The organism is Amycolatopsis sp. NPDC026612 (genome assembly GCF_040638285.1).
Lineage (GTDB): Bacteria > Actinomycetota > Actinomycetes > Mycobacteriales > Pseudonocardiaceae > Amycolatopsis.
In genome coordinates, this window is sequence record NZ_JBEZYB010000011.1 from 108,233 (window position 1) to 133,004 (window position 24,772).

22 protein-coding genes are annotated in these 24,772 nt (G+C 70.8%); 11 read left to right on the forward strand and 11 right to left on the reverse strand.

What is annotated here, in order from left to right; translation table 11 throughout:
- Positions 1 to 252: 252 nt before the first annotated feature.
- Together AB0F15_RS14245 and AB0F15_RS14250 are read right to left on the reverse strand one after the other, a co-directional pair.
- A complete protein-coding gene (locus AB0F15_RS14245; protein ID WP_360269910.1) occupies positions 253 to 2,919 on the reverse strand; it encodes a transglycosylase domain-containing protein in 2,667 nt (888 codons plus the stop codon).
- A gap of 67 nt (positions 2,920 to 2,986) precedes the next feature.
- Complete coding sequence (locus AB0F15_RS14250) at positions 2,987 to 3,382, reverse strand: DUF5318 domain-containing protein (RefSeq protein WP_360269912.1); 396 nt, start codon at positions 3,380 to 3,382, stop codon at positions 2,987 to 2,989.
- A gap of 256 nt (positions 3,383 to 3,638) precedes the next feature.
- On the opposite strand from AB0F15_RS14250, the gene AB0F15_RS14255 reads away from it, so the two are divergent.
- From AB0F15_RS14255 to AB0F15_RS14270, 4 genes are all read left to right on the forward strand, one after another.
- Positions 3,639 to 4,184 (forward strand): PadR family transcriptional regulator, encoded by a 546-nt coding sequence (locus AB0F15_RS14255; protein WP_360269914.1) that lies wholly within the window; start codon positions 3,639 to 3,641, stop codon positions 4,182 to 4,184.
- Between the two features lie 72 nt (positions 4,185 to 4,256).
- Entirely contained in the window at positions 4,257 to 5,345 is a 1,089-nt protein-coding gene (locus tag AB0F15_RS14260) for an inositol-3-phosphate synthase (RefSeq protein ID WP_360269916.1), read from the forward strand.
- 90 nt (positions 5,346 to 5,435) lie between these two features.
- Positions 5,436 to 5,966, forward strand: a complete 531-nt coding sequence (locus tag AB0F15_RS14265) for a SigE family RNA polymerase sigma factor (protein ID WP_360269918.1) — start codon at positions 5,436 to 5,438, stop codon at positions 5,964 to 5,966.
- Positions 5,963 to 6,670 (forward strand): hypothetical protein, encoded by a 708-nt coding sequence (locus AB0F15_RS14270; RefSeq protein WP_360269919.1) that lies wholly within the window; start codon positions 5,963 to 5,965, stop codon positions 6,668 to 6,670. Before AB0F15_RS14265 ends, AB0F15_RS14270 begins: the two co-directional genes overlap by 4 nt.
- Here the strand turns inward: AB0F15_RS14270 and AB0F15_RS14275 are convergent.
- Entirely contained in the window at positions 6,663 to 7,301 is a 639-nt protein-coding gene (locus AB0F15_RS14275; protein WP_360269921.1) for an HAD family phosphatase, read from the reverse strand. The genes AB0F15_RS14270 and AB0F15_RS14275 overlap by 8 nt on opposite strands.
- 66 nt (positions 7,302 to 7,367) lie before the next feature.
- Between AB0F15_RS14275 and AB0F15_RS14280 the strand changes: the two genes are divergently transcribed.
- The 5 genes from AB0F15_RS14280 to AB0F15_RS14300 all read left to right on the forward strand — a co-directional run bounded on the left by AB0F15_RS14280 (position 7,368) and on the right by AB0F15_RS14300 (position 13,669).
- A complete protein-coding gene (locus AB0F15_RS14280; RefSeq protein WP_360269923.1) occupies positions 7,368 to 7,892 on the forward strand; it encodes a MarR family transcriptional regulator in 525 nt (174 codons plus the stop codon).
- On the forward strand, positions 7,882 to 9,099 hold the full coding sequence (locus AB0F15_RS14285) for an MFS transporter (RefSeq protein WP_360269925.1): 1,218 nt from the start codon (positions 7,882 to 7,884) through the stop codon (positions 9,097 to 9,099). Before AB0F15_RS14280 ends, AB0F15_RS14285 begins: the two co-directional genes overlap by 11 nt.
- Positions 9,100 to 9,196: 97 nt before the next feature.
- Positions 9,197 to 11,251, forward strand: coding sequence for a PhoX family phosphatase (locus AB0F15_RS14290; RefSeq protein WP_360269927.1), 2,055 nt, complete (start codon positions 9,197 to 9,199; stop codon positions 11,249 to 11,251).
- Positions 11,252 to 11,358: 107 nt separating this feature from the next.
- Positions 11,359 to 12,978 carry an SdrD B-like domain-containing protein gene (locus AB0F15_RS14295; protein ID WP_360269929.1) on the forward strand — a complete coding sequence of 540 codons (1,620 nt, stop codon included), beginning with the start codon at positions 11,359 to 11,361 and terminating at the stop codon, positions 12,976 to 12,978.
- 13 nt (positions 12,979 to 12,991) lie between these two features.
- Complete coding sequence (locus tag AB0F15_RS14300; protein WP_360269931.1) at positions 12,992 to 13,669, forward strand: SDR family oxidoreductase; 678 nt, start codon at positions 12,992 to 12,994, stop codon at positions 13,667 to 13,669.
- Positions 13,670 to 13,714: 45 nt separating this feature from the next.
- On the opposite strand, the gene AB0F15_RS14305 is transcribed toward AB0F15_RS14300, so the two are convergent.
- From AB0F15_RS14305 to AB0F15_RS14315, 3 genes are read right to left on the reverse strand one after another with little or no spacing between them, the layout of a single operon-like run.
- Positions 13,715 to 15,022, reverse strand: a complete 1,308-nt coding sequence (locus tag AB0F15_RS14305) for an amidohydrolase (protein ID WP_360269932.1) — start codon at positions 15,020 to 15,022, stop codon at positions 13,715 to 13,717.
- Positions 15,023 to 15,045: 23 nt separating this feature from the next.
- A complete protein-coding gene (locus AB0F15_RS14310; protein ID WP_360269934.1) occupies positions 15,046 to 15,699 on the reverse strand; it encodes a response regulator transcription factor in 654 nt (217 codons plus the stop codon).
- Positions 15,696 to 17,534: a histidine kinase gene (locus tag AB0F15_RS14315; RefSeq protein ID WP_360269936.1), complete on the reverse strand. Its 1,839-nt coding sequence runs from the start codon at positions 17,532 to 17,534 to the stop codon at positions 15,696 to 15,698. Before AB0F15_RS14315 ends, AB0F15_RS14310 begins: the two co-directional genes overlap by 4 nt.
- 173 nt (positions 17,535 to 17,707) lie before the next feature.
- On the opposite strand from AB0F15_RS14315, the gene AB0F15_RS14320 reads away from it, so the two are divergent.
- Together AB0F15_RS14320 and AB0F15_RS14325 are read left to right on the forward strand one after the other, a co-directional pair.
- Positions 17,708 to 18,409 carry an ABC transporter ATP-binding protein gene (locus AB0F15_RS14320; RefSeq protein ID WP_360269938.1) on the forward strand — a complete coding sequence of 234 codons (702 nt, stop codon included), beginning with the start codon at positions 17,708 to 17,710 and terminating at the stop codon, positions 18,407 to 18,409.
- A complete protein-coding gene (locus tag AB0F15_RS14325) occupies positions 18,406 to 20,655 on the forward strand; it encodes an ABC transporter permease (protein ID WP_360269940.1) in 2,250 nt (749 codons plus the stop codon). Before AB0F15_RS14320 ends, AB0F15_RS14325 begins: the two co-directional genes overlap by 4 nt.
- Positions 20,656 to 20,747: 92 nt before the next feature.
- Here the strand turns inward: AB0F15_RS14325 and trmB are convergent, their stop codons facing one another.
- The 5 genes from trmB to AB0F15_RS14350 all read right to left on the reverse strand — a co-directional run bounded on the left by trmB (position 20,748) and on the right by AB0F15_RS14350 (position 24,772).
- Positions 20,748 to 21,455, reverse strand: a complete 708-nt coding sequence (gene trmB / locus AB0F15_RS14330) for a tRNA (guanosine(46)-N7)-methyltransferase TrmB (protein ID WP_360269941.1) — start codon at positions 21,453 to 21,455, stop codon at positions 20,748 to 20,750.
- Between the two features lie 60 nt (positions 21,456 to 21,515).
- Complete coding sequence (locus AB0F15_RS14335) at positions 21,516 to 22,067, reverse strand: hypothetical protein (RefSeq protein WP_360270011.1); 552 nt, start codon at positions 22,065 to 22,067, stop codon at positions 21,516 to 21,518.
- Between the two features lie 177 nt (positions 22,068 to 22,244).
- Positions 22,245 to 23,000, reverse strand: a complete 756-nt coding sequence (locus AB0F15_RS14340; RefSeq protein ID WP_360269943.1) for a hypothetical protein — start codon at positions 22,998 to 23,000, stop codon at positions 22,245 to 22,247.
- Positions 22,997 to 23,911, reverse strand: a complete 915-nt coding sequence (locus tag AB0F15_RS14345) for an ATP-binding cassette domain-containing protein (protein WP_360269945.1) — start codon at positions 23,909 to 23,911, stop codon at positions 22,997 to 22,999. The genes AB0F15_RS14340 and AB0F15_RS14345 overlap by 4 nt, the downstream gene beginning before the upstream one ends.
- A gap of 111 nt (positions 23,912 to 24,022) precedes the next feature.
- Complete coding sequence (locus AB0F15_RS14350; RefSeq protein ID WP_360269947.1) at positions 24,023 to 24,772, reverse strand: hypothetical protein; 750 nt, start codon at positions 24,770 to 24,772, stop codon at positions 24,023 to 24,025.

Here is a 24,772-nt window from a genome sequence, read left to right on the forward strand (position 1 = left end):
GGCAGACAACATCAAACTTGTCCCGGATGGGGGGCGCCAAGCCGCCATCCGGGTGGAACTAACCGAGGATTAGTCCACTTGGTGGAAGACTTTCTTGCCTGCTTTAGGGCTTTTGCCGCTTTTTCTGGGCGTGGTCGGCCGCGGTTTCCGGCCCTCCTGATGTCGATCTCCGACCGGGATGGCCTATTGGAAAACTTCGGCGATCCCGGTAATGCAAAAGCCCCGCACTCGTGAAGAGCGCGGGGCTTTGCGTCAGCCGGTTTCCGAACCCGGCGGCCGGGCGAACCCGTCACCGCCGGGCAGCGGCGGAGTGGGGCCGCCCGTGCCCGGCGGGCCCGGCCGCGACGTCTTGGTCGGCTTGGTCGGTGTCGGCTCCGTCTCGGTTTCCGTCTCCGTGCTCGGCTGGCTCGGCGTCGTGTTCGTCGGCTCGCTCGGTGTCGGCGTGTCGGACGGCTTCGTCGGCGTCGTCGTCACTTCGTTGACGTCCTTGCCGATCGGGTCGACCTTGTCGAACTTCTCTGGCTGGGTCCCGTCCAGGTACTCCTTCATGAACTGTTCCCAGATGGGACCCGGGTAGGTGCTACCGAAGATCGGCTTGTTCTGGTTGTCGTGCAGCGCCACGTTGCCGTTGCCACCGACCCAGGCCGCCGCCGCGACCGACGGGGTGTAGCCGACCATCCACGTCTGCGCGTTGCGGTTCGCGTAGCTCGCCGGATCCTTGGGCTGCATGTCGTACTGCTGCGTACCGGTCTTGCCCGCGCACTGGTGACCGGCTGGGCAGTTCAGGTGCGAGTGGGTGATGACCGGGCCGAGGGCCGTGGTCACGTTGCCCGCGATCTGCGCGGTCTTCTGCGCGTCGTTGTCGAACGCCGGCTTGGCCTGGTACTTGCTCTCGTCGAACTCGACTTCGTCCTGGGCGTTGGTCAGCTTGGCGACGAAGTGGGCGTCCTGGCGCATGCCGCCGGCGGCGAACGTGGCGTACCCCGCGGCCATGGCCTCCGGGGAGGCCACGGTGGCGCCACCGCCGAGCGCGATGTTGATGTCCTGGCTCATCTCCGGTGACGTCGGCACGCCCGCCTCGTTGGCGGCCTGGGCCACCCGCCCCGGCTTCGTCACGTTGAGCACCATGTCGTAGAACACGGTGTTCGCGGAGATCTCCATCGCGTGGGCCACGGTGCACTCCGAAGTACAGCTGGCGCTGTCGCCCGCGTTGCGCAGGGGGGTCTTGCGGCCGGGGAACATCCGGTTGTTGGACCCGTCGAAGGTGTCGCCGAGGCCCTTGCCCATCTTGAGGTACGCGGTGAGGTCGAACGCCTTGAACGACGAACCCGGGTTCTGCGGCACGCTGGCCCAGTCCTTGCCGACCTGGTCCTTGCCGTCGTCGCCCTTCACGACGTCCGGGCCGCCGTAGTACGCCAGGACGCCGCCGGTCTTCGGGCTCACCGCGACCAGTGCGCCCAGGAGTTCGGGGTCGCTCTGGCCCTTCATCTTGTTCGTGACCGCGTCCTCGGCCGCCTTCTGGGCCTTGGGGTCGATCGTGGTGTAGACCTTGGCGCCTGCTGCGTGCAGCTTGGCGCTGTCGTAGCCGTCGGCGGCCAGCTCTTCGTCGATCCGCTGCTGGATGTGGTACGGCATCGACTGGCCGGTGTCCCGGTTCGTCTTCGGGATCGGCGTCGGGAACTGTGCGGTCGCGCGTTCGTCGGCCCGTAGCCACTTGTTGGCCACCATCTGGTCCATCACGTACGACCACCGCCATTGGGCGTAGCCCTGGTTCTCCGAGCGGCTCGGCCCCTGGATCAGGCCGGCCAGCAGCGCGGCTTCGGATGCGTTGAGGTCCTTGACGTCCTTGTTGAAGTAGGCCTTCGCGGCCGCCTGGATGCCGCTCGCGCTGCGTCCGAAGTAGATGATGTTCAGGTACCCGGTGATGATCTCTTCTTTGGACTCCTGGTTGTTCATCTTGAACGACTTGGCCAGCTCGGTCCACTTCCGGCTGAGGCTGGGGGCGTCGTTCTCCGTGGCCTTCTTGATGTACTGCTGGGAGATGGTCGACCCACCGCCCTGGCCACCGGTGGCCTGGTTGTACACCGCGCGGAGGATGCCGGTGACGTCGAAGCCGGAGTTGGTCTCGAACGTCGCGTCCTCGGCCGAGTACACGGCGTGCTTGACGACGTCGGGGATGTCGCCCGGCTTCAGCAGCTGGCGGTCGCCGCCCTTGGGCAGCGACTTCCCCATCACCGTTTTGCCGTCGGCGTAGTAGTACGTGACCGGCTGGCTCTGCAGCGCGGCCACGCTCTCCGGCGTCGGGACGTCGACCATGAAGTACGTGATCACGAAGGCGATCGCCGGGACGACGAAGAAGAGACCGACGAAGGCGTAGGCGACCCGCCGGACAATCTTCCAGCGGCGCTTCTTCCGCTGCGCCGGCGTGAGGACCTTGCGGCCCTTCTCGTCGAGCTCCTGCTGGGGCTCGACGTCGTCGGCGTAGTCGTCGAAGCGGTCGTCGTCGTACGAGTCGAACCCGTCTTCGGTCCCGTTGTGCGCGTGGTGGGTGATGAGATCCGGTTCGGCCTGCGGCTCTGGCCGGCGCCTGGTGGGCGGTGGCTGCCGGAACCCCTGCGGCGGCGAACCGGGCGGGGTGCCGGGACGGCGGCCGGGCGGGGGCGGCTGGCGCCGGCCGGCCGCGCCATCCTGGCCGCGGGGAGCTTGCGGTCGCCGTGGCTGCTCACCGGGCCCCTGCTGGCCACCTTCGTCGCCGGCGGGCCAGGCGGGGCCGGACGGCCGGGCGTCACCGCGAGCCGGTGTGGCGCGCCGAGCGGACTCGCCGGGCCACGCCGGTCCCGCTTCTTCACCGGGCCATTGGGCGCGGCGAGGTGCGTCTGGCTCCTGGTTCGGCCAGGAGCGGTTGTGGTCGTCGGTCACGGAAGGGCCTCCCGGATCAGTACCCGCAAGGGCACTGACCTGCGCGTTGCGATGGTCGTACGGTGGCTCATCGGCCGGCGTTCCTTCGTGGACCGGCCGATTCCCCTGTGCCCAGGACGTATGACCGGACCAAGTGGTTCCAGTGACACGCCCGGCACACTTCGACGTCGTACACGGTGAACTCGGCGAACGAGCCCGCCATCCTGGCCAGCTCTTCCGGGGTCCTCGCCGAGCCCGCGACGTGCTTGAGTTCGTCGCCGTAGACCCAGGACACCAGGGTCAGCGGCTCCTGGCGGCAGATCGGACACGGCACGTCACCGTCCCGGCCGTGGAACTTCGCCGCCCGCAGCAGGTACGGGCTCGCGTCGCAGGCTTCGTGGCTGCCGACGCGCCCGGAGCGGACTTCGGCCAGCAGCGCACGGCGCTGCAGCGCGTAGTCCACGACCTGCCGCTGGTTAATCACGAGGACAGAGTACGGGCTCTTCCTGTGGCGTCCACGCCCCCTAGCGCGACCAGTCCGGGGACCAGGGCGGACACGCCGGACGTTCGATAACTCTCCGGTGAATTTCGCCCCTGACGGGTAGTTGGAGGAGGTTAGCTTCGCCACTCCGATGTATCGGCGCGATATAGTGGCTGAGTAGGTTGGATCGAGGCGATCGGCACGAGGTGCGCCGGTCCGGCTCGAAGGGTGTTTCAGTGTTCCCGGATGGGGGTGCGGTGTGCTGGAGTTCGCGATCCTCGGTCTTCTGCACGAAGCGCCCATGCACGGGTACGTGCTGCGCAAGCGGCTGCACGAGACGCTCGGCACGTTCCGGACGTTTTCGTACGGCTCGCTGTACCCGACCCTGCGGAAGCTGCTGCGGGCCGGGTACCTGGTCGAAGAGCTGGACGAGGCCGACGACCGGGCGTGGTCGCGGCGCGGGCGGCGGGTCTACAAGCTCACCGCGGAGGGCAAGGAGCGCTTCGGGGAGCTGCTCGGCGACGCCGGGCCGCAGACCTGGGACGACGAGGGATTCGGCGTCCACCTGGCCTTCTTCTCGCGGACCCCGGCCGACGTGCGGATGCGGATCCTCGAGGGCCGCCGCCGCTGCGTCGAAGAGCGCCGTGAGGGTTTGCGGGCGGCGCTGGCCAGGGCCGAGGAGAAGATCGATCGCTACACCCGCGAGCTGCACCGGCTGGGGCTGGAGACCAGCGAGCGGGAGGTGCGCTGGCTCAACGAGCTGATCGCGCACGAACAAGCCGAACGGCAGGGTCCGGAAACCTGAGCCGCCCGGCCCCGGGCCGCAGCGTCGCGGCACCAGACCTACTGAACAGACACGGATGAAGGAGAAACCCCCATGGGCGAGAACCGCCGCGTACGGGTGGCCATCGTGGGCGTCGGCAACTGCGCGGCGTCGCTGGTCCAGGGAGTCCAGTACTACCGCGACGCGGACCCGGCCACTCGCGTCCCCGGTCTGATGCACGTCGACTTCGGCGGGTACCACGTCCGCGACATCGAGTTCGTCGCCGCGTTCGACGTGGACGCCAAGAAGGTCAGCCGCGACCTGTCCGAGGCGATCTTCGCCTCGGAGAACAACACCATCAAGATCGCCGACGTGCCGCCGCTCGGCGTCACCGTCCAGCGCGGCCACACCCACGACGGGCTCGGCCGCTTCTACCGCGAGACGATCGAGGAGTCCGACGAGACCCCGGTCGACATCGTCGCCGCGCTGCGCGAGGCCGAAGCCGACGTGCTGGTCTCGTACCTGCCGGTGGGTTCCGAGGTGGCCGACAAGTTCTACGCCCAGGCGGCGATCGACGCGGGGGTGGCGTTCGTCAACGCGCTCCCGGTGTTCATCGCCTCCGACCCGGAGTGGGCTCAGAAGTTCACCGACGCCGGTGTGCCGATCGTCGGCGACGACATCAAGTCCCAGGTCGGTGCCACCATCACGCACCGCGTGCTGGCGAAGCTGTTCGAAGACCGCGGCGTCCAGCTCGACCGGACGATGCAGCTCAACGTGGGCGGGAACATGGACTTCCTGAACATGAAGGAGCTGGAGCGGCTCGAGTCGAAGAAGATCTCGAAGACGCAGTCCGTCACCTCCCAGGTCGACCGCGACCTCGGCAAGGGCAACGTCCACATCGGACCGTCGGACTACGTGCAGTGGCTCGACGACCGCAAGTGGGCCTACGTCCGGCTCGAGGGCCGCGCGTTCGGCGACGTGCCGCTGAACCTGGAGTACAAGCTCGAGGTGTGGGACTCCCCCAACTCGGCGGGCATCATCATCGACGCGGTGCGTGCGGCGAAGATCGCGCTCGACCGCGGCATCGGCGGCCCGATCCTGTCGGCGTCCTCCTACTTCATGAAGTCGCCGCCGGAGCAGTACGACGACTCGACCGCGCGTGACGCCGTCGAGAAGTTCATCCGCGGCGAGATCGAGCGGTAAAGCTCCCTCCGTCGAAGGCCGTCACCGCTGGTGGCGGCCTTCTTCGCGTGATGCACTAAACCGGTGGGGCGGGGTGGGCGTTGGCGTGGTGTGAGTGCGAGCGTGGGCGAGAGCGCGCCGGGGAACCTGGGCGCGCCGACCTTCCACGCCCTGTTCCGGGAGTACTTCGCCCAGATGACCCGGCTGGCGCACCTGCTCGGCGCGGACGACGCGGAGAACGTCGCGCAGGAGGCCTTCGTCAAGCTCCACCAGCGCTGGGACACCCTGACCGACCACACGCGCGTGGCCGGCTACCTCCGCACGACCGTGGTGAACATGTCGCGGTCGCGGACCCGGCACCTGCGCGTCGTCCGGCGGACACCCCAGGAGCGGCCCCCGGACGAGCTGTCGGCCGAGGTCAGGGCGGTGGCCAACTGGGAGCACCAGCAGCTGCGCGCGGTGCTGGGGCGGTTGTCCCGGCGACAGCGCGAGGTGCTCGTGCTCCGCTACTGGCTGGACCTCAGCACGGCGGCCATCGCGGAGACACTGGGCATTTCCCAGGGCACGGTCAAGGCGACGACGCACCACGCGATGGAGAATCTGCGCAAACACCTGGGGGACGACCTTGGAGGTGAGCGATGACCGACCTCGAACGCAAGCTGGCCGAAGCACTGCGCGGACAGGCCGGGGAGGTCACGCTCAACCTCGACGCGGCGTGGGCGGAACAGCAGCGCAGGCACCGGCGGTCACGCCGCCGCCGGGGCGCGGTGTGGGCCGCGCCGATGGCCGCGGTGCTGGTGGTGCTGACGAGCGTGCTGCTGGCCACGCAGGTGAACACGGCATCGGCTCCACCGGCGAACCGCGGCCAGGAGTTGCAGCTCGCCAAGCCGGAGTACCAGCCGTTCGACCACCGCATGCTCACCGACGGTGACATGGCGATCATCACGGAGTTCGCGGGGCAGACCGATCGGTGGCGAGTGTGGGCCTACACCGGCTCGCAGGTGACTGCCCCCGACCGGAAGCTGTTCTGTCTCGCGGCCATCCCCGTCGGCGCGGACCTCACCGAGGGCACGCCGCAGTACGGGACGAAATCCCCGCAGTGCACCGAGCTCCGGCCGGATACCGGGAAGACCGTCCTGGCCGGATACGTCGGCGAGATCGGGGGGCCGTTGCCGCCCGGCAAGGCGGTCTACCTGGTCTCCTCGACGCCGGAGCAGCTGCGGCTCTACAACGCGCAGGGTGACCTGAGCCAAGGCAAGCTGGTCGACCGGGTGGCTTCCTCGTACCAGGTGTTCCTGGCCGACGTCGTGCCCGGTTCGCCCCCGGTGCGCGCCGAGGTCAGCTGAGACCTAGCGCCCCCGGTAAGCCGGTGATCTCCGTCACCACCGCCGTGGCCTGCTTCAGTACCTCGGGATCCGGCGGGAAGTGCGGGTTCGGCACCGCATAGACCGCCATCCCCGCCGCCAGCGCGGACCGCAGCCCGTTCGTCGTGTCCTCCACCGCCGCACACTCCGCCGGCGCCACCCCCAGCAGCTCGGCCGCCCGCAGGTACACATCCGGCGCCGGTTTCCCCGCTCCGACCTGCTCGGACGACACCGCCGCCCCCACCGGCAGACCCGTGACGTCCAGGAAGCCCTTGATCAGGATCACCGGCGACGAGCTGGCGATCGCCACCGGCCACCGCTTCGACACCTGCCGCACGACGTCCACCGCACCCGGGATCAGCGGCGGCTCTTCGGCGTACCGCGCGGCCATGCGCTTGACGACGAGCGTCGCGATCTCCGGTGGCGAGAGCTGCGCCCCGAGCTCCTCCACCAGGTAGCGGGCCCACTCCGGCGTGCTCATCCCCTGCTGCGCCCGGGTCGCCTCCTCGCGCCAGGTGCCGCCGTGTTCGGCGACGACCGCGCGTCGCACTTCGTCCCAGATCCGCTCGGAGTCCACCAGTACGCCGTCGAGGTCGAAGATCACCGCTTCCATGGCCCGAGCCTAGCCTGTGAGCCGACTTACTTAGCCACCCTTACTAGTTTTTGTTAGCCTGGCTAAGTGACTTCCCCGATCACCGATCTCGCCCACCGGCTGCGGCCGCTGGTCTTCCGGCTGTACCAGCAGGTGCGCCGCCAGACCCCGCAGCTGACGCTGACCCTCACGCAGGGCTCGGTGCTGAGCGAGCTGGTCAACGGCGGTCCGCGGCGGATGAGCGCGCTGGCCGAGTTCGAGCGGGTCAAGCTGCCGTCGATGACCGATGTCGTCGGCCGCCTCGAACGCCTCGGCCTCGCGACACGCCGGCCGGATCCGGCCGACGGCCGTGCGGTGCTGGTCGAAGTCACCGACGAGGGCCTGCGTTTTTACGCCGATCTGGTGACTGCTCGCGAGGAGTTCCTCCGCGAGCGGCTCATCGCCATGGACGAAATCGACCGCGCCGCGATCGAAGCCGCCCTGCCCGCTCTCGCCAAATTGCTTGAGGGGGGTCCAGGGGGGCTTGCTCCCCGGCTGGGGTCTGGGGCTCGGCCCCAGAAGGTATTGCTCGTTGATTCCAAGAAGGAGGAACTGATCAGCGATGAGCGCTGAACACCACTCGAGCCTGCTGGACGCCGTCAAGGGCCAGCCCAAGCAGGTGTGGATCACCGCGTTCGCCGCGGTCATCGCCTTCATGGGGATCGGCCTGGTCGACCCGATCCTGCTGTCCATCGCCAAGGGCCTGGACGCGACGCCGTCGCAGGTCACCCTGCTCTTCTCGTCCTACCTCGGCGTCCAGGTCGTCGCGATGCTGGTCACCGGTGCGGCGAGCGCCCGCTTCGGCGCGAAGCGCACCGTGCTGGTGGGGCTGACGTTGATCGTCGCGGCCACCGCCCTCTGCGCGGCCGCCGGGTCGATCGAACAGCTCGTCGGGCTGCGCGCGGTCTGGGGCCTCGGCAACGCCTTCTTCATCGCGACGGCGCTTTCGGTGATCGTCGGTGCCGCGACCGGCGGCCAGTCCGGCGCGATCCTGCTGTACGAGGCCGCCCTCGGCGTCGGCCTGTCGGTCGGTCCGCTGCTGGGTGCGCTGCTCGGAAGCGTCTCGTGGCGGGGCCCGTTCCTCGGCACCGCGATCCTGATGGCGGGCGCGCTCGTGCTGTGCGCGGTGTTCCTCAAGAGCGACAAGCACGAGCAGCGGGCCCCGATCAAGCTGCTCGACCCCCTGCGCGCGCTGAAGCACCCCGGCCTGCTGCGCACCTCCGTCGCTTCGGCGCTGTACACCGCCGCGTTCTTCGCGGTGCTCGCCTGGTCGCCGTTCGTCCTCGGCTGGAGCGCGATCGCCGTCGGCCTGGTCTTCTGCGGCTGGGGCCTGTGCGTTGCGGTGGCGGGCGTGGCGCTGGCCCCGCGGCTGGCCGCCCGGCTCGGCGAGCGGCACGCGGCCGCGGCCGCCGTCTTCGGGTACGCCGTGCTGATGCTGGTCCTCGCCGTGCCGAGCAAGCCGGTGCTGGTGGTGGGCATCGTCGTCTCGGGCCTGGTGTCCGGGCTGCTGAACACGCTGTTCACCGGGACCGCGATGTCGATCAGCGACGCACCGCGCCCGGTCGCCAGCGCGGGCTACAACTTCTGCCGCTGGCTCGGTGGCGCGGTCGCCGCGACGCTCGTCGGGCACGTCGCCGAGTGGTTCGGCTCGCCGCAGGCGCCGTTCGTCGCCTCGGCCGTGCTGTGCGTCGTCGCGGGCGTGTTGCTCTCGCTGCGGGAGCGGCAGGCCGATCCGCACGAGCTGCCGAAGGAAGCGGTGCTCGTCGGCGAAGAGTTCTGAACGGGCCAGTACACCGGACGTTCACCTGGATGTCCGGAAAGGCTGGTTTTGGGAGCTTACGGTCGGGTCGTTCCCGAACTCCCACCATGGAGGCCTCGTGCCCGACCGTCTGCTCCCGCTGTTCCCCGCCCACCCGGGCGGCCGCTCGCCGGTGACCTGCGAATACCGCTGCGGCAACGCGTGTGCCCACCCCGAGGCCAACGAGTCCGGCAACACGTACTTCGGTGACGTCGTCAAGGACATCTCCCGCCGCCGGGTCTTCCAGGCGGGAGCCGTGATGGCGGCCGCCGCGGGTGGGTTCGCCGCGTTGTCCGGCACCGCGGCCGCCGAGCCGTCGCGGAAGCCACGCCCGGTGCCCGGCACCGACTTCACGCCGGTGCCGCCGAACAAGCTCGACGCGGTCAGCATCCCGGACGGCTACGCCCAGCGCGTCGTCGTCCGCTGGGGTGACCCGGTCGTCGCGGGTGCGCCGGAGTTCGACTTCGCCAAGCAGACCGCGGCCGCGCAGGCCAAGCAGTTCGGCTACAACAACGACTTCGTCGGCCTGATCCCGCAGGACCCGCTGGGGCTGGCCAACCTGCTCGTGGTCAACCACGAGTACACCACCGAGGTCCACATGTTCCCGGCCGACCAGTACGACCCGGCCAACCCGACCGAGGAGCAGGCGAAGATCGCCTGGGCGGCGCACGGCCTCTCGGTGCTGCAGGCCCGCCGCGACCCGGTCCACGGCGGGCTCGAGGTCGTCCCGAGCCGGTACGGCCGCCGGATCACCCTCGACACGATCTTCGAGGTCCGCGGCCCGGCCGCCGGCTCGAAGCACCTCCAGACCTCGGCCGACCCGAGTGGGCGCCGGGTCCGCGGCACGCAGAACAACTGCTCCGGCGGCGTGACGCCGTGGGGCACGGTGCTCTCCGGCGAGGAGAACTTCGACCAGTACTTCGCCAACTCCGAGAAGGTCACCGACCCGGTCGCGGCTGCGCGGCTCAAGCGCTACTCCGTCGGCGCCGGCCCGAGCACCCGCAAGTGGGAGCGGTTCGACAAGCGCTGGGACGTCGCGCAGGAGCCCAACGAGCCGAACCGGTTCGGCTGGGTCGTCGAGATCGACCCGAACGACCCCACCTCGACGCCGGTCAAGCACACCGCGCTCGGCCGGTTCAAGCACGAGGCCGCGAACATCAAGATCACCGCCGACGGCCGGGTCGCCGTCTACTCCGGGGACGACAGCCGGTTCGAGTACATCTACAAGTTCGTCTCGAAGGGCAAGTACAAGCCGGGCAACAGCGCGCACGCGCGGCGGCACAACTCGGCGTTGCTCGACGAGGGCACGCTCTACGTCGGCCGCTTCACCGGCGACAGCCCGGCCGCGGAGATCGACGGCAAGGGCACGCTGCCCGCCGACGGCGAGTTCGACGGCACCGGCGAGTGGCTCCCGCTCGCCAGTGGCGAAAAGTCCTTTGTGGACGGCTTCACCGCCGAAGAGGTCTACGTCTTCACGCGCCAGGCCGCGGACAAGGTCGCCGCCACCAAGATGGACCGGCCGGAGGACATCGAGCCGAACCCGGTCAACGGCCGGGTCTACGCGGCGCTGACCAACAACAGCGACCGCGGCGCGGCGGGCAAGGCCGGCGTCGACGAGGCCAACCCGCGGGTGGGCAACAAGAACGGCCACATCCTGGAGTGGGAGGAGGACTGCGGCGACGCGGCGTCGACCCGGTTCTCCTGGCGGCTGCTGCTGGTCTGCGGCGACCCCCAGGCGGCGGACACCTACTTCGGCGGCTTCCCGAAGGACCAGGTGAGCCCGATTTCCTGCCCGGACAACGTCGCGTTCGACCGGCACGGAAACCTGTGGATCTCCACCGACGGCAACACCCTCGGCGCGAACGACGGCCTGTTCTCGGTGCCGGTCACCGGTCCGGAGCGCGGGCACGTGAAGCAGTTCCTCTCGGTGCCGGTCGGCGCCGAGACGTGCGGCCCGGTCGTGACCGACAACCTGGTGCTCGTCGCGGTCCAGCACCCGGGTGAGAACGCGGCGAGCTCGGCGAACCCGTCGTCACACTGGCCGGACGGCGGCACCGCGCAGCCGCGCCCGGCCATCGTTTCGGTGTGGAAGAAGGGCCGCTTCGGGCGCCCCGGCCGCATCGGCGAACGCTGACGCGAGGGGGCCGTGGCCGGCGCGAACAGCCCGCCCCGGCCGAGGTTCACTCTTAAGTGGACGGATCTCGGCCGGTGCGGGCCCGCACCGCGCGCCATAGTCGAGAGGTGATCTTCTCGGGACGCGCGGTGGCGGTGGCGGTGGTGGCGATCGCCGCGGCGGTGGTGCCCGCGTCCACGTCCACGGCTGCGGACGCGCCGCCGGCCTGCGGCGGGCTCGCGGCGAACCCGAGCGTCGAGCTCGCGGCGCGCAACGGCGCCCCGGATGGCTACGTGTTCGCCCCGGCCGCCCCGGTCCCGCCCGGAACACCGGCCGCGAAGGCGCCGAAGCTGCTGACCGAGCAGGAGTACGCCGTGGACGGGCAGCGGTCGGCGGTCATCCAGACCCCGGACGGCAAGACCAGCACCGCCTACCAGACCGAGCGGTTCGTGCCCGGCGGCGTCTACACGCTCAGCGTCTGGACCGGCTCGCGCGCGCCGAGGTACGAACCGGGCACCGGCCTGCGGTTCTTCGACGCCACCGGCACCCAGGTGCAGGAGAACAAACAGGTCGCCGGCCACTACGTCGGCGACGGCGCCCTCGTCCGGCAGGACTTCCCGGCGGCCGCGGCGCCGGCCAAGGCGGCCGCGGTGAAGTTCTTCGCCACGACCACCCTCGACCGGCTGTACTGGGACTGCGTCGACCTCCAGCTCGCGGCGTACTCGGTGAAGAAGGAAGTGCAGAACCCGGCGACCGGCGCCTGGGGCTCGTTCGCGACGGTGACCGCGGGCGAAACCGCGCACTACCGCGTCACCGTGACCAACGAGGGCACGCAGGACCTCACCGGGATCACGGTGCAGGACCCGTGGTGCGCCGAGCCGTTCGCCCCGTTCGCGCTGGCCGCGGGGGCGAACCGGCAGCTGACCTGCGACCACCCGGACCTCACGGTGGCCGACACCGGGCACGTCAACACGGCGAAGGTCACCGGCGTGCACCACCCGGGCGGCGCGCTCGGCGACAAGACGGCGTCGGCGACGATCACCGTCCTCCCGCCGCCGTCGATCGCGAAGATCGGTGACTTCGTCTGGGCGGACCGCAACCGCGACGGCCTGCAGGATCCGGACGAACCCGGCATCGCGGGCGTCAAGGTGACCCTTAAGGACGGCGCGGGCGGCACGGTCGGCACCGCGACGACCGACGACAAGGGCAAGTACGGCTTCGAGAAGCTGAAGGACGGCATCTACCAGGTCTGCTTCGCCGTCCCGGCGGACTTCACCGTGACCGGCAGGGACCTCGGCAGCGACGACAAGGACTCCGACGCCGGCCCGGACGGCTGCACCGCGCCGCGCACCGTGGGCCGTCCGTCCCACGAGGACTTCGCGGTGGACCTCGGGCTGGTCTCCCCGGCGAACCGGATCGGCGACTTCGCCTGGGCCGACACGGACGGGAACGGCCTGCAGGACGCGGGCGAACCGGGCCTCGCCGACGTCAAGGCCGTGCTGAAGGACGCCGACGGCAAGGAAGTGGCGAGCGTGGTCACGGGCCCCGACGGGTCCTACGGCTTCGACGGCCTGGAGGACGGCACGTACCAGGTGTGCTTCACCGCGGACGGCCGCCACCCGACGGCCGAAGACGGCGGCGACGACGCCCGCGATTCCGACGCGGACCCGGCGTCCGGCTGCGCGGACCCGCGAACCCTCGGGGCGGGCAAGCGCGATGACCGCACGGTGGACGTCGGCTTCGCCTAGCTACGGTGGAGGTATGACGGATCTCCCCCTCGCCCTGGTGACCGGCGCTTCCCGCGGAATCGGCGCGGCGGTCGCCCACCAGCTCGCCCCGACGCACCGGCTGCTGCTCGGCGGCCGCGACACCGACGCGCTGGACGCACTGGCAAAGGAGCTTCCGGGCGCGACGCCGTGGCCGGTGGAGCTGACGAACCCCGCTTCGCTCGCCGAGGCCGTCGCGGACATCGACTCGCTGGACGTGCTGGTGCACTCGGCGGGCGTCGCGCGACTGGGCCGCATCGAGGACGTTCCCGCGTCGGCGTGGCGCGACAACTTCGAGCTCAACACCCTGGCGGTGGTCGAGCTGACCCGCCTGCTGCTCCCGGCCTTGCGCGCGGCCCACGGCCACGTAGTGGTGATCAACTCGGGCGCGGGCCTGAACGCCCGCCCCGGCTGGTCCCCGTACGCGGCGAGCAAGTTCGCCGTCCGCGCCTTCGCCGACGCCTTGCGCGAGGAGGAACCGGCGATCCGCGTGACGTCGGTCTACCCCGGCCGTACGGACACGGAGATGCAGCAGCAGATCTTCGCGGGCGAAGGCCGGCAGTACGACACGGCGCACTTGCTGAAGGCGGACTCGGTGGCCACCGCGGTGGTGACGGCGGTGTCAGCCACCCCGGACGCCCACCCGACGGAGATCATCCTCCGCCCGCGCTAGACCCCTAAAGCGGCACTTTCACGTGAAAGTGCCGCTTCCGGAGCTTCAAGCCCGCAGTCGTGCGGCCGTCTCGGCCACGCCGGCCTGGACCTTCGCCCGGTCCACCTTCGCCGACTCGCCCTCGGCCACGACCTGCTCACCCGCGACCCACACGTCGCGGACCCGGCGCGAGCCGGCGGCCCAGACGAGGTTCGACAGCAGCTGCACGTCCGGCACGTCCAAGCCGCACGCGAACGCCGGGTCGTCCAGGTCGATGTGCACCAGGTCGGCCCACCGGCCCGGCTCCAAGGCCCCGATGTCGTCGCGGCCCAGCGCCGCCGCCCCGCCGCGGGTGGCCAGCAGGAGCACGTCCGCCGCCGTCAGTACCGTCGAGTCGCCCGTGGCCAGCCGGGCGAACATGGCCGCGAGCTGCAGTTCCTCCCACAGGTCGAGGTCGTCGTTCGACGCCGGGCCGTCGGTGCCGAGGCCCACCGAAACCCCGGCCGCCCGCAGGTCCGCGATCCGCGCGATGCCCGAAGCCAGCTTCGCGTTCGAGCCCGGGCAGTGCGCCATGCCGACGCCGTGCGCGGCGAACAGGGCGATGTCCTCGTCCGAGAGGTGGATCGCGTGCGCCGCCAGCACCCGGCCGTCCAGCATGCCCAGCTCACGAAGCAGCGCCGGCACCGAACCGTGCGAAGCGCGAACCGCGGTGTCCTCCGCGGCCGCCTCGGCGACGTGGATCTGCACCAGCGCGCCTCGAGCCAGCGCCGACTCCGCCGTCGCCCGCAGCCCTTCCGCGGACAGCATGTACGCCGAGTGCGGGCCGTAACCCAGCTCGATGCGGTCGCCGTGGCCGAAGCGCAGGCCGTCCGTGTCGATCCAGCGGTCGATCGCCGCCAGCTGCGCTCGCCAGTCCAGCCCGGGCAGCTCCATCACCGGCGGCGCGACCAGCACGCGGCCACCCGTCGTGAGCACCGCGTCAACCAGCTGCTCGCCTTCGAAGTACATCTCGGCGCTGGTCGTCACGCCGTGGCGGAGCATCTCGACCGAGCCGAGCAGCATGCCGGTGCGGACGTCCTCCGGGCGCAGTTTCGACTCGGCGGGCCAGATGATCTCGTTCAGCCAGGGCAGCAGCGGCAGGTCGCCGCCCATGCCGCGCAGCAGCGTCATCGGGCTGTGCGCGTGCGTGTTGACCAGGCCGGGGAGCAGGATGCCGGTCAGGGTGGTGACCGGTGCGGCGGATTCGGGGGCGGTGGCCGCCGGTCCGCAGTACGAAATGCGCCCATCGGCGTCGACATCGACGACCGCGTCACGGAGAAGCGAACAGGACGGGTCGGCCGGGAGAACGACAGGGGCGTGGAAACGGCGTTGCATCTCTGGATACTACGCACCCGGAATTACGAAACCACTCCGCTCCGCCACGCCCAGGCCGCGGTTTCCACGCGGTTCCGCGCGCCGATCTTGCTCTGCACCGACGCCAGGTGCGTCTTCACCGTCGACAGCGACATGAACAGCTCCGCGCCGATTTCGGTGTTCGTCAGCCCCCGCGCGGCCGCCTTGACGACGTCCAGTTCCCGGGCGGTCAGCGGCTCGGACGGCGGGGTGGCCCGCGACTTCGCCGAGCCGGACCCGTCGAAGTGCTTGAGCAGCCGCACGGTGATCTGCGGCGAAACCAGCGCGTCGCCGCGGTCGGCCGCGCGGACCGCCTCGATCAGCAGGGCCGGCCCCGCGTCCTTCAGCAGGAACCCGGACGCGCCGTTGCGCAGCGCCGTGTGGACGTATTCGTCGAGGTCGAACGTGGTGACGACGACCACCTTCAGCGGGTCGGTCACGTCCGGCCCGGCCAGCTGCCGGGCCACCTCCAGGCCGTCGAGGCCCGGCATGCGGATGTCGAGCAGGCAGACGTCCGGGCGCAGTTCGCGGGCCTTCGAGACCGCCGAGATGCCGTCGGCGACGTCGGCGACGACCTCGATGTCGTCCTGCGTCTCCAGGATCATGCGGAAGCCCATCCGCACCATCTCCTGGTCGTCGGCGATCAGTACCCGGATCACTCGTCCCCTTCCGTGTCTTCTCCGGCCGCCAGCGGCAGCCAAGCTTCGACGCGCCAGCCGCCGTCCGGGCCCCGCCCGGCCGACAACCGGCCCTTGAGCAGCGCCACGCGTTCGCGCATGCCGACCAGACCGTAGCCGCCCGATCCGCCGGCCGGCCGGTGTGCCGTCGCGCGCCCGTTGTCGGTCACCCGCAGGTGCAGTTCGGCGCCCCCCGACGCACTCCCTCCCGCGGAGGCGGCATCGGACACGATCACTTCCGCCACGACGAACGCCTCGGTCGCGTCGGCGGCGTGCTTGCCGACGTTCGTCAGCGACTCCTGCACCAGCCGCAGCGCCGAGCGGCCGACCTCGTGCGGCAGGTCCGGCGGCAGGTCGAGGTGCATCGACGTCGGCACGCCGTGGTTGGCGCCGTCGACCAGTTTCCGCAGGTCGGCGCCGAGGTCGGTGGTCGCCTGTTCGCTGAACTCGCTCGAGCCCGCCGGCGCGTCGCCGCGCATCGACCGGACCAGCCGCCGCATCGCCGCGAGCGCTTCGACGCCGGCGTTCTCGATCCGGCCCATCGCGTCCACCGCGATCTGCGGGTTCTTCTCGGCCATCAGCCGCGCGGCCTGCGCCTGCACCACGATCCCGGTGACGTGGTGGGCGACGATGTCGTGGAGCTCACGGGCCAGCGCCATCCGCTCGGCGGTCTGCGCGTCGCTCACCGCGGACTGCACGATCTGGGTGCGCTCGGAGTCCCGCGACCGCAGCATCAGGCCGACGGCGATCGAGATGCCCAGCATCAGCGTGGCGGCGAAAGCCAGGACGGACAGGGTCTGGGGATCGGTCTGCAGGCCCCGGCGCGAGTCGGAGTTGAGGATCGCCCCGAGCGCGACGACGCTCGACAGCACGGCGACCCGCGCCCAGGACTGGCTCAGCCCGCGGGCCCTGGTCAGGTTCACCACGACGCCCATGCCGGCGATGATCTGCGTGGCCGGCACGCCGCCCGGTACCGGGTAGTCGTAGGAGCGCAGCTGCAGGAACGGCGTGATGACCGCGGACAGCAGCATGATCCCGGCGAGGCCGAGGAGCGCGTCCGCGGGCCGCCGCGGGGACAGCACCGCGATCACGGCCGCGACGATCGAACAGAACAGGATCGGGAACCCGCGGGCGGTGTTCGAGTACGTGTAACCGAACTCGAACAGCAGCGCGAAGGCGAGCAGCCCCATCAGCGGCCACTGCCCCATCGCCAGCTCGTTCACCCGGCGCAGCAGCCGGGTCCGCGGAGTGGCGCGGGGGCCGCGGTCGCGGGCCGTGATGGCGGGCACCAGCGGCCCGACGAGCAGCAGCAGACCGAACAGCAGCGCCTGGGTGCCCGTGCCGCCGTCGATCTCGCCGACGCCCGCGTACCGGCCGAAGACGGCGACGAGGCCGGCGACGACCAGGAAGCCGATCACGCAGAACGCCACGCCCGCCCGCGCCCGGCGGGCCAGGTAGTAGACCATCAGCACCCCGGCCACGACCTCGGTGATGGTCACCTTCGGCAGCACGCTGGAGTACGGCGGGATGCGCAGCACGTGGATGAAAAGGGTGGAGAGCACCAGCACCCCGCCGCCGGCCACCGCGGCGACGGCGGCCCGCTTCTGGGCCCAGACCCCGCAGGCCGCCATCGCGAAGATGCCGGGCAGCAGGCCGAAGTCGACGAAGTGCGGACCTTGGTCGTCCAGCGCCGCCTGCGTCGTGTAGAGGAGGTCGAACAGGAGCGCGGCGAAGAGGACGGCCGAGGGCACGCCGATGCGCCGCACCAGTGCGGTGGCGCGGGTGGAGAGCGTTTTCGGTGGAGACGCGGCGGGCACACCGTGAAGTTACGTGATTCCCCGGTGCCCGCACCTTGGCCGAGTGGCCCGCGCCCCCTCGGCCGATCGGCCGATACCGGCCGGGGCGTGACTGGCCGTCTGCCCGAAGTGGACATCCCCGGATCTCGGCGAAGCTCATCGGCACCAAGATCCGAACCGACAGGGAGAACCTCGTGGACCCGAACACTCCACATGCGACGAACGGCGCCGTGCTGTCCGGCCGCGGGCTGGTGAAGCGCTACGGCACGCAGTACGCCCTGGCCGGCATCGACATCGACATCCAGCCCCGGGACGCCGTCGCCATCGTCGGGCCCTCCGGCTCGGGCAAGACGTCGCTGCTGCACGTCCTGGCCGGCATCCTCCGGGCCGACGACGGGCAGATCTTCCTGGCCGGCCAGCGGATCGACCACCTCGGCGAGAAGAAGCGCAGCGAGCTGCGCCGCACCGAGTTCGGGTTCGTCTTCCAGTCGGGGATGCTGGTGGCCGAGCTGTCGGCCGAAGAGAACGTCGCGCTGCCGTCGCTGCTGGCCGGGCTCGGCCGCAAGGAGGCCATCGACGCCGGCCGCCAGTGGCTCGCGCGGCTCGGCCTGGCCGGCAAGGAACGGCGTCGCCCCGGTGAGCTGTCCGGCGGTGAGGCCCAGCGCGTCGCGATCGCGCGGGCGCTGACCCACCGCCCGAAGGTGATCTTCGCCGACGAGCCGACCGGCGCGCTCGACACGCGCACCGGCCGCGAAACGATGGACGCCCTCCTCGGCGCCGCCCACGAAACCGGCGCCGCGGTGATCGTGGTGACCCACGACCGCGAGCTCGCCGAGTCGATGCCGAAGACCGTCGCCATCCGCGACGGCCTGATCGCGACGAGGTTGGCGGCGTGAACTCGCTCCAGATCGCCCTGCGGGTGCTGCGGGTCGACCGGCGGACCCGGACGTCGGCGATCCTCACCGCGATCGGGGTGGCCGTCGCGACCGGGCTGGTGCTGCTGCTGGCGACGCTGCCGTTCGCCACGCAGAACCGCGAGCAGCGCGCCCTCTGGCAGGGCGACAACTTCTACAGCCGCGGCTCCGACGGCCCGGCGAAGCTGCTGTACTCGGCCTCGAAGGACTACTTCGACGGGCAGCAGATCATCCGCGTCGACATCGCACTGGCGCCCGGTGCGACCGCGGCGAGCGTCGCCTTGCCGCCGGGGGTGCCGCAGCTGCCGGGACCGGGTGAGACCGTCGTTTCGCCCGCGCTCGGCCGGCTCCTCCAGGCCCACCCGGCCGCGCAGCTCGGCGATCGGTTCGGCAAGCCCGTCGGCGCGCTCGGCGAAGACGGCCTCCGCTTCCCGGAGCAGCTCGTCGCGCTCACCGGGCACACCGCGGACGCGATGCCGGAGAACTCCTCCCAGGTGGCGGCGTTCCCCGGCGGGAAGGCGAGCCCGGACCCGCTGCTCATGCTGCTGTCCTGGGTCGGGATCATCGTGCTGCTGGTGCCGAGCCTGGTGCTGGTCGCGTCGTCGGCGCGGCTGACCGCGGCCCGGCGGGAACGGCGGCTCGCCGCCATCCGGCTGGCCGGAGCGACGCCGGGACAGGTCACCAACATGGTGGCCGCCGAGACGACGTTGTCGGCGGGCATCGGTGCGCTGCTCGGCCTCCTGATCAGCCCGGCGCTGCACGGCCTCGCGTCGTTCGTGCCGTGGGCGGGTGGCACCTGGCTGGCGGCCGACTTCGCGCTGCCGACCGGCCTCACGGTGTTCATCGTCGTGGCCATCCCGGTGCTCGTGGTGCTCGCCGGCGTCCTCGGCCTGCGCCGCGTGCTCAAGACCCCGCTGTTCGCCACCGGCGGCCACACGAAGAAGCCGCTGCACTGGTGGCGTCTGCTGGCGTTGCCCGCCGCCGGCACGTTCTTCCTCGTCGCGGTGACGACGTCGAAGGAGTCGGGCGGCATCGGGATGGTCATGGCCGGTCTGTTCCTGCTGGTCGGCTCGGCCGCGATCGTGGGGCCGTGGGTGACGTCGGCAGTCGGCGGCACGTTCGTCCGGATCTGGCGGCGCCCGTCGGCGCTGCTCGCCGGCCGCCGCCTGCGTGACGACCCGAAGGGCGCTTACCGCGCGTCCGCCGGAATCGTGCTGGCGGTGTTCGCCGGGTCGATGGCGCTGACGCTGCTGCCGACGTTCGAATCGATGGCAGGCGGTGGTCGGTCCTTTCAGGACTCCGTCCTCTACGTCGACACCGACGCGCAGCACGCGGGCAAGATCGTCGAGCAGGCCAACGCCTCGCTGCAGAAGTACGGCCAGTCCGAGAAGGCGGTCGCCGTCGGCGAGGTCTACCTGGTGCGGGGCACCGCTCCCAACCGGTACGGCCACCGCGCGCTGGTGATGACGTGCGCCGACGCCGTGAAGCTGACCCGCTTCGGGCTCACCCCGGAGAACTGCACGGGGGGTCCGGGTGTCTTCGGCGACTCGGCGGTCGACCTGGCGCAGTACAAGATCGCCCCGGCCTGGGACGGGACGGCGGTGGCCGCGAAGTCGGGAACCCGGGTGGAAACCGTCAAGTACCCGGACGCCGACCTGCACGGCTCGTTCGTCATCGACCCGGCCGCGCTGCCGGAGGGCACCACGCCGAAGGACGTCACCGTGGTCGCGCCGGCCACCGACGCGAACCGCGAGATCGTCCGCACGGCGCTGGCCGCGCCGGCCGCGGGCGAGGAGGTCGGCAGCCGCGACCAGTACCTGTTCAACCAGCAGACCCAGCTGGGCGATCTGCGCCGCGTCACGGTGATCGGGCTGCTCGCCGCCGGGATCCTGGCCGGCTGCAGTGCCGCCGTCGCGACCGCGGGCTCGGTGATGGACCGCCGTCGCACCTTCGGGGCGCTGATGGCCGCGGGCACCCCGGTGCGGGTGCTGTCGAGGGCGTTGCGGATGGAAGCCGCGCTGCCGGCACTGGTCGCCACCATCGGCGCGGGAATCGTCGGGGTACTGGTCGGTGTTGGGCTGTACAGCATGGTCGACGCGCGGGGCATCGTGCTCAGCCCGTGGCTGCTGGCGCCGGTCGTGCTCGGGGTCGGGGTGGCCCTGCTCGGCGCGTCGGTCTGCACACCCGCCCTCAAGCGGGTCCAGGTCGAACCGCTGGCCGAGGAATGAGGCGTTCGCCCCTCTGTCGGGGGAGGGGCGAACACCGGCACTTTCACGTGAAAGCGACGACCAGGGGGCGTAGCTTTCACGTGAAAGTGCCGCTATCGGCGTTCGAAGATGAGGTCGTGCGAGACGCGGCCTTCGACGTCCGCGCGCTGCTCGAACTTGGTCACGGGCCGCCACTCCGGTCGCGGTGCCCAGCCACCCGGCTCGTCGGCGTACCGGTTGCGCAGCGCGGGTTCGCCGGAGCAGACCTCGAGCATCTGCTCCGCGTAGTTCTCCCAGTCGGTCGCCAGGTGGAAGGTGCCGCCCGGCGCGAGCCGCGACGCCACGAGCGCGGCGAACGACGGCGACACGATCCGCCGCTTGTGGTGCTTCTTCTTCGGCCACGGGTCCGGGAAGAACAGCCGCACGCCGTGCAGCGACGCCGGCTCGACGTGCTCGGTCAGCAGCACGACGGCGTCGCCGTGCAGGAGCCGCAGGTTCTCGACGCCGAGCTTTTCGGCGCGCAGCATCAGCTGGCCGAGGCCCGGGTCGTAGACCTCGACCGCGACGTAGTTCAGCTCCGGCGCCGCGGCGGCCAGCTGCGAAGTCGTTTCACCCATGCCGGAGCCGATCTCGACCATGACCGGCGCCTCGCGGCCGAACCACGCGGTGAAGTCCAGCGGCCCCTCGGGCAGCTCACCCACCGTGCGGCCCAGCTGCGGCCAGTGCTGCTCCCACGCCCGCTGCTGCCCGACGGTCATCCGGCCGCCGCGCTTGACGTAGCTGACGACACTGCGCAGGCGGGGCTGGTCTTCGTTCTCCACCCAGGGAATGTAGCTGGGGGTGAAGCACCTCCGTTGAGGGTGGTGGGGCGGCGGCCGGGGCTAACGAACGGCTTCGAACTCGCCGAGCCGAGACCGCAGGCCGGCCAGCCCGGCGACCGGGATCGGGTCCGGCGTCCGGCCGCTGTGCGCGGGCAGGACGTCGATCCAGCCCGGGTGCCGGTCGGTGTTCATCACCGTCGTGGGAATCCCGTGCCCCGATTTCCCGCGCTCGGACGGCATGAACTCCCAGTAGCCGGATTCGCCGTCCGCGGCCCACGGGACGAATTCCCATCCCGGGCGCCTGCCGAGCAGTTGCGCGATCCGGTCCTCGACGCGGAAACCCTGTTCCCGCGAATCGAGCTTGCCGTCCGCCATCGCGCGCAGCCACCACGGCGCGGGGATCTGTCCCGACATCCCGGCCGAGGCGCGGAACAGCGCGAGGACGCTGTCCTGGGGTGCGCGGTGCACCCACGCCCGGCGGAGTTCGGCGGGTGTCGCCGCCGTCATGGCGGCCTGCGGGAGTTCGATGGCCCGCGACCATTCGAGGTCCAACATCGGTTCGAGCCGGGTAGCGTCGCCTTCGACGCGGGCTCGCGGAATCGTGCTGCCCAATTCTTGACCGGTGTCCACCGTCAAGGATCACCTCCAGGGGGAGTTCAGACGGGTCCGGCGCGTTCCCTTATGAATCTTGCCTGGTCGTAGCAGTATGTCCGGTGCGTGTGAGAGAAGCCACAGCTGTTTCACCTTTTGTTAACAAGGTTTTCTGCGGTATTGAGACCGCCGTCACGCTCAGGCATCGCGCCGTGCCGTGACGAGTACGCCGGCCACGAACAGGGCAACGGTGATCGCCGCGAAGTAACCGAGGTAGCCCCACGGGCCGAGCGGCGCGGACGGCAGCTGGAGCGGGCCCGTGGTCAAGCCGGCCGCCCCCACGAACTCGTCGGCGGCGTGGAACGGCATCCACTGGTAGATGTGCTTGCCGACGCCCGGGATGAAGACGAGCACGCCTTCCAGCACCTGCGTCCAGACGAGCACCACCGTCAGTGCGAAGGCGACGCTGCGCAGCAGGAGCGCGACGCCGACGCCGGCGACCGCGGTGAACAGGAAGACCAGGCTCTGGCCGAGCACCGAACGCCACGCCGTTGCCGAATGCAGCGCGAGGTCGGCGTCCGGCTGCACCAGCGACGCCAGCCCCCAGGAACCGAAGCCGACGACCAGCCCGAGCACGGCGCCGAGCGCCCCGACGATCACCACCTTGGCCAGCAGCGCGGGCACCCGGCCGGGCACCGCCTGGAAGGTCAGCCGCATGGTGCCCCAGTTGAACTCCGACGCGGTCGCGAGCACCGCGAGGACGAGCAGCACGGTCCGGCCGTTGCCGCTCGCGAGCTGGGTGTTGCCGACGGTCGGCGGGATCTCCGGCCCGGCCAGCGCGAAGAACAGCGCGGTGAAGCCGAGCGGCGCGACGAGCGCGATGGCCAGGCACCACCACGGCGCCCGGGTGCTGAAGAGCTTGATGCGCTCGGCGCGCAGGAGGTTGACGATCATCGGGAAGCCTCCGAAGACGGCACCGCGAACTCGACGGCGTCGCGGGTGAGGTCGAGGTAGGCCTGCTCGAGCGAACCGGTGAGCGGGTTCAGCTCGTGCAGCGTCGCGCCGGCGTCGAAGGCGAGCTGCCCGATCCGGTCACTGTCCAGTCCGGATACCACGAAGGCGCCGTCGGCTTCGGTGAACTCGGCCTGCCCGGTCAGCGCCGCCCGCAGCTCGTCGGCGTGCGGGGTGCGCACGCGGACGCCGTGGTCCTTCGTCTGCGCGATGAAGCTGTCCATGGTGCCCTGGTAGATCAGCCTGCCGCGGCCGATCACGACGAGGTCCTGCGCGGTCTGCGCCATCTCGGGCAGCAGGTGGCTGGACACGAACACGGTCCGGCCCTCGGCCGCCAGCGAGTGCAGCAGCTGCCGGATCCAGGCCATGCCCTCGGGGTCGAGGCCGTTCACCGGCTCGTCGAACACCAGCACGCGCGGGTTGCCGAGCAGCGCGGCGGCGATCCCGAGGCGCTGCTGCATGCCGAGCGAGTACTGCAGGACGCGGGTCTTGCCGACGCTCGTCAGCCCGACCAGTGTCAGCACCTCTTCGACGCGCTTGTCCGGGATGCCGTTGGTCGCGGCCAGCCAGCGCAGGTGGTCGCGCCCGCTGCGGCCGGGGTGGCGCCAGGTGGCGTCCAGCATCGCGCCGACCGTCCTCAGTGGATCTTTCAGCTGCCGGTACGGGACGCCGTCGACGAGCACCCGGCCCGCGTCGGGGCGGTCGAGGCCGAGGATCAGCCGCATCGTCGTGGACTTGCCGGCGCCGTTCGGGCCGAGGAACCCGGTGACGCGCCCCGAGCGCGCGGTGAACGTCAGTTCGTTCACCGCGGTCGTGGCGCCGTACCGCTTGGTCAGTGCGGTCGCTTCGATCATGGGCTCCCCCGTCCGTCCGTCCACGGGAGCCTACTGCGATACACCGAATCCGGGTCGCCCCCCGACAGTGCGACCCGGATTCGGTGTTTCCCCTATTTCCCCTGTTTCCCCTCAGGCGTCCCGCTTCTTCGCGACCCCGAGCGCGACGAGCAGGAACACGATGGCGATGCCGGCGAAGTACGCCAGCGCCCAGCCGGGGCTCAGCGGCGAGTCCGACGGCGGCGGGCCGTCGACCATCGCCGAGCCGCGCAGGAACTTGTTCGCCACGTTGAACGGCAGCCACTCGTGGATGTGGTGCCCGACCTTCGGGATGATCTGCACCAGCTCTTCCACGGCCAAGTAGTAGATGAGCAGCAGGGCGATGGCCCCGGCGCTGTGCCGGATCAGGATGCCGAGCGCGACCGCCAGCACGGCGCTGATCGCGAAGACCGGCCCGAGCCCGGCGACGTTCATCCAGTCCTGCGCGGTGTGCAGGCCCAGGCCGTCGTTCGGCCGCATGAGCATGCCGAGGCCCAGTGCGCCGAAGGCGGCGAGCTCGCCGATGACCAGCGCCACGAGCGCGACGAGGAGCGCCTTGGCGATCAGCGCCGGCGAGCGGTGCGGTACCGCCTGGAACGTGGTGCGGATGGTGTTGAAGCGGTATTCGGTGGTCACCGCCAGCGCGGCGAGCACCATGACGACGGCGATGCCGAACTGGGTGCCGCCGTAGAGCGTGGCGGAGATCGTGATCGGGGAGTCGGCTGACGTCGCGCTGGCGATGATGGCGGCGAAGCCGATGGTCAGGGCCAGGGTGATGAGCGCGCACCACCACGGCGAGCGGGTGCTGAACAGTTTGATGCGTTCGACCGCGAGCAGGTTCAT

Excerpts from the sequence above, each read along its gene's own strand:
- AB0F15_RS14260 (WP_360269916.1), top strand. The coding sequence starts at position 4,257 with ATGGGCGAGAACCGCCGCGTACGGGTGGCCATCGTGGGCGTCGGCAAC.
- AB0F15_RS14270 (WP_360269919.1), top strand. The coding sequence starts at position 5,963 with ATGACCGACCTCGAACGCAAGCTGGCCGAAGCACTGCGCGGACAGGCC.
- AB0F15_RS14275 (WP_360269921.1), bottom strand. The coding sequence starts at position 7,301 with ATGGAAGCGGTGATCTTCGACCTCGACGGCGTACTGGTGGACTCCGAG.
- AB0F15_RS14285 (WP_360269925.1), top strand. The coding sequence starts at position 7,882 with ATGAGCGCTGAACACCACTCGAGCCTGCTGGACGCCGTCAAGGGCCAG.
- AB0F15_RS14300 (WP_360269931.1), top strand. The coding sequence starts at position 12,992 with ATGACGGATCTCCCCCTCGCCCTGGTGACCGGCGCTTCCCGCGGAATC.
- AB0F15_RS14305 (WP_360269932.1), bottom strand. The coding sequence starts at position 15,022 with ATGCAACGCCGTTTCCACGCCCCTGTCGTTCTCCCGGCCGACCCGTCC.
- AB0F15_RS14340 (WP_360269943.1), bottom strand. The coding sequence starts at position 23,000 with ATGATCGTCAACCTCCTGCGCGCCGAGCGCATCAAGCTCTTCAGCACC.
- AB0F15_RS14345 (WP_360269945.1), bottom strand. The coding sequence starts at position 23,911 with ATGATCGAAGCGACCGCACTGACCAAGCGGTACGGCGCCACGACCGCG.
- AB0F15_RS14350 (WP_360269947.1), bottom strand. The coding sequence starts at position 24,772 with ATGAACCTGCTCGCGGTCGAACGCATCAAACTGTTCAGCACCCGCTCG.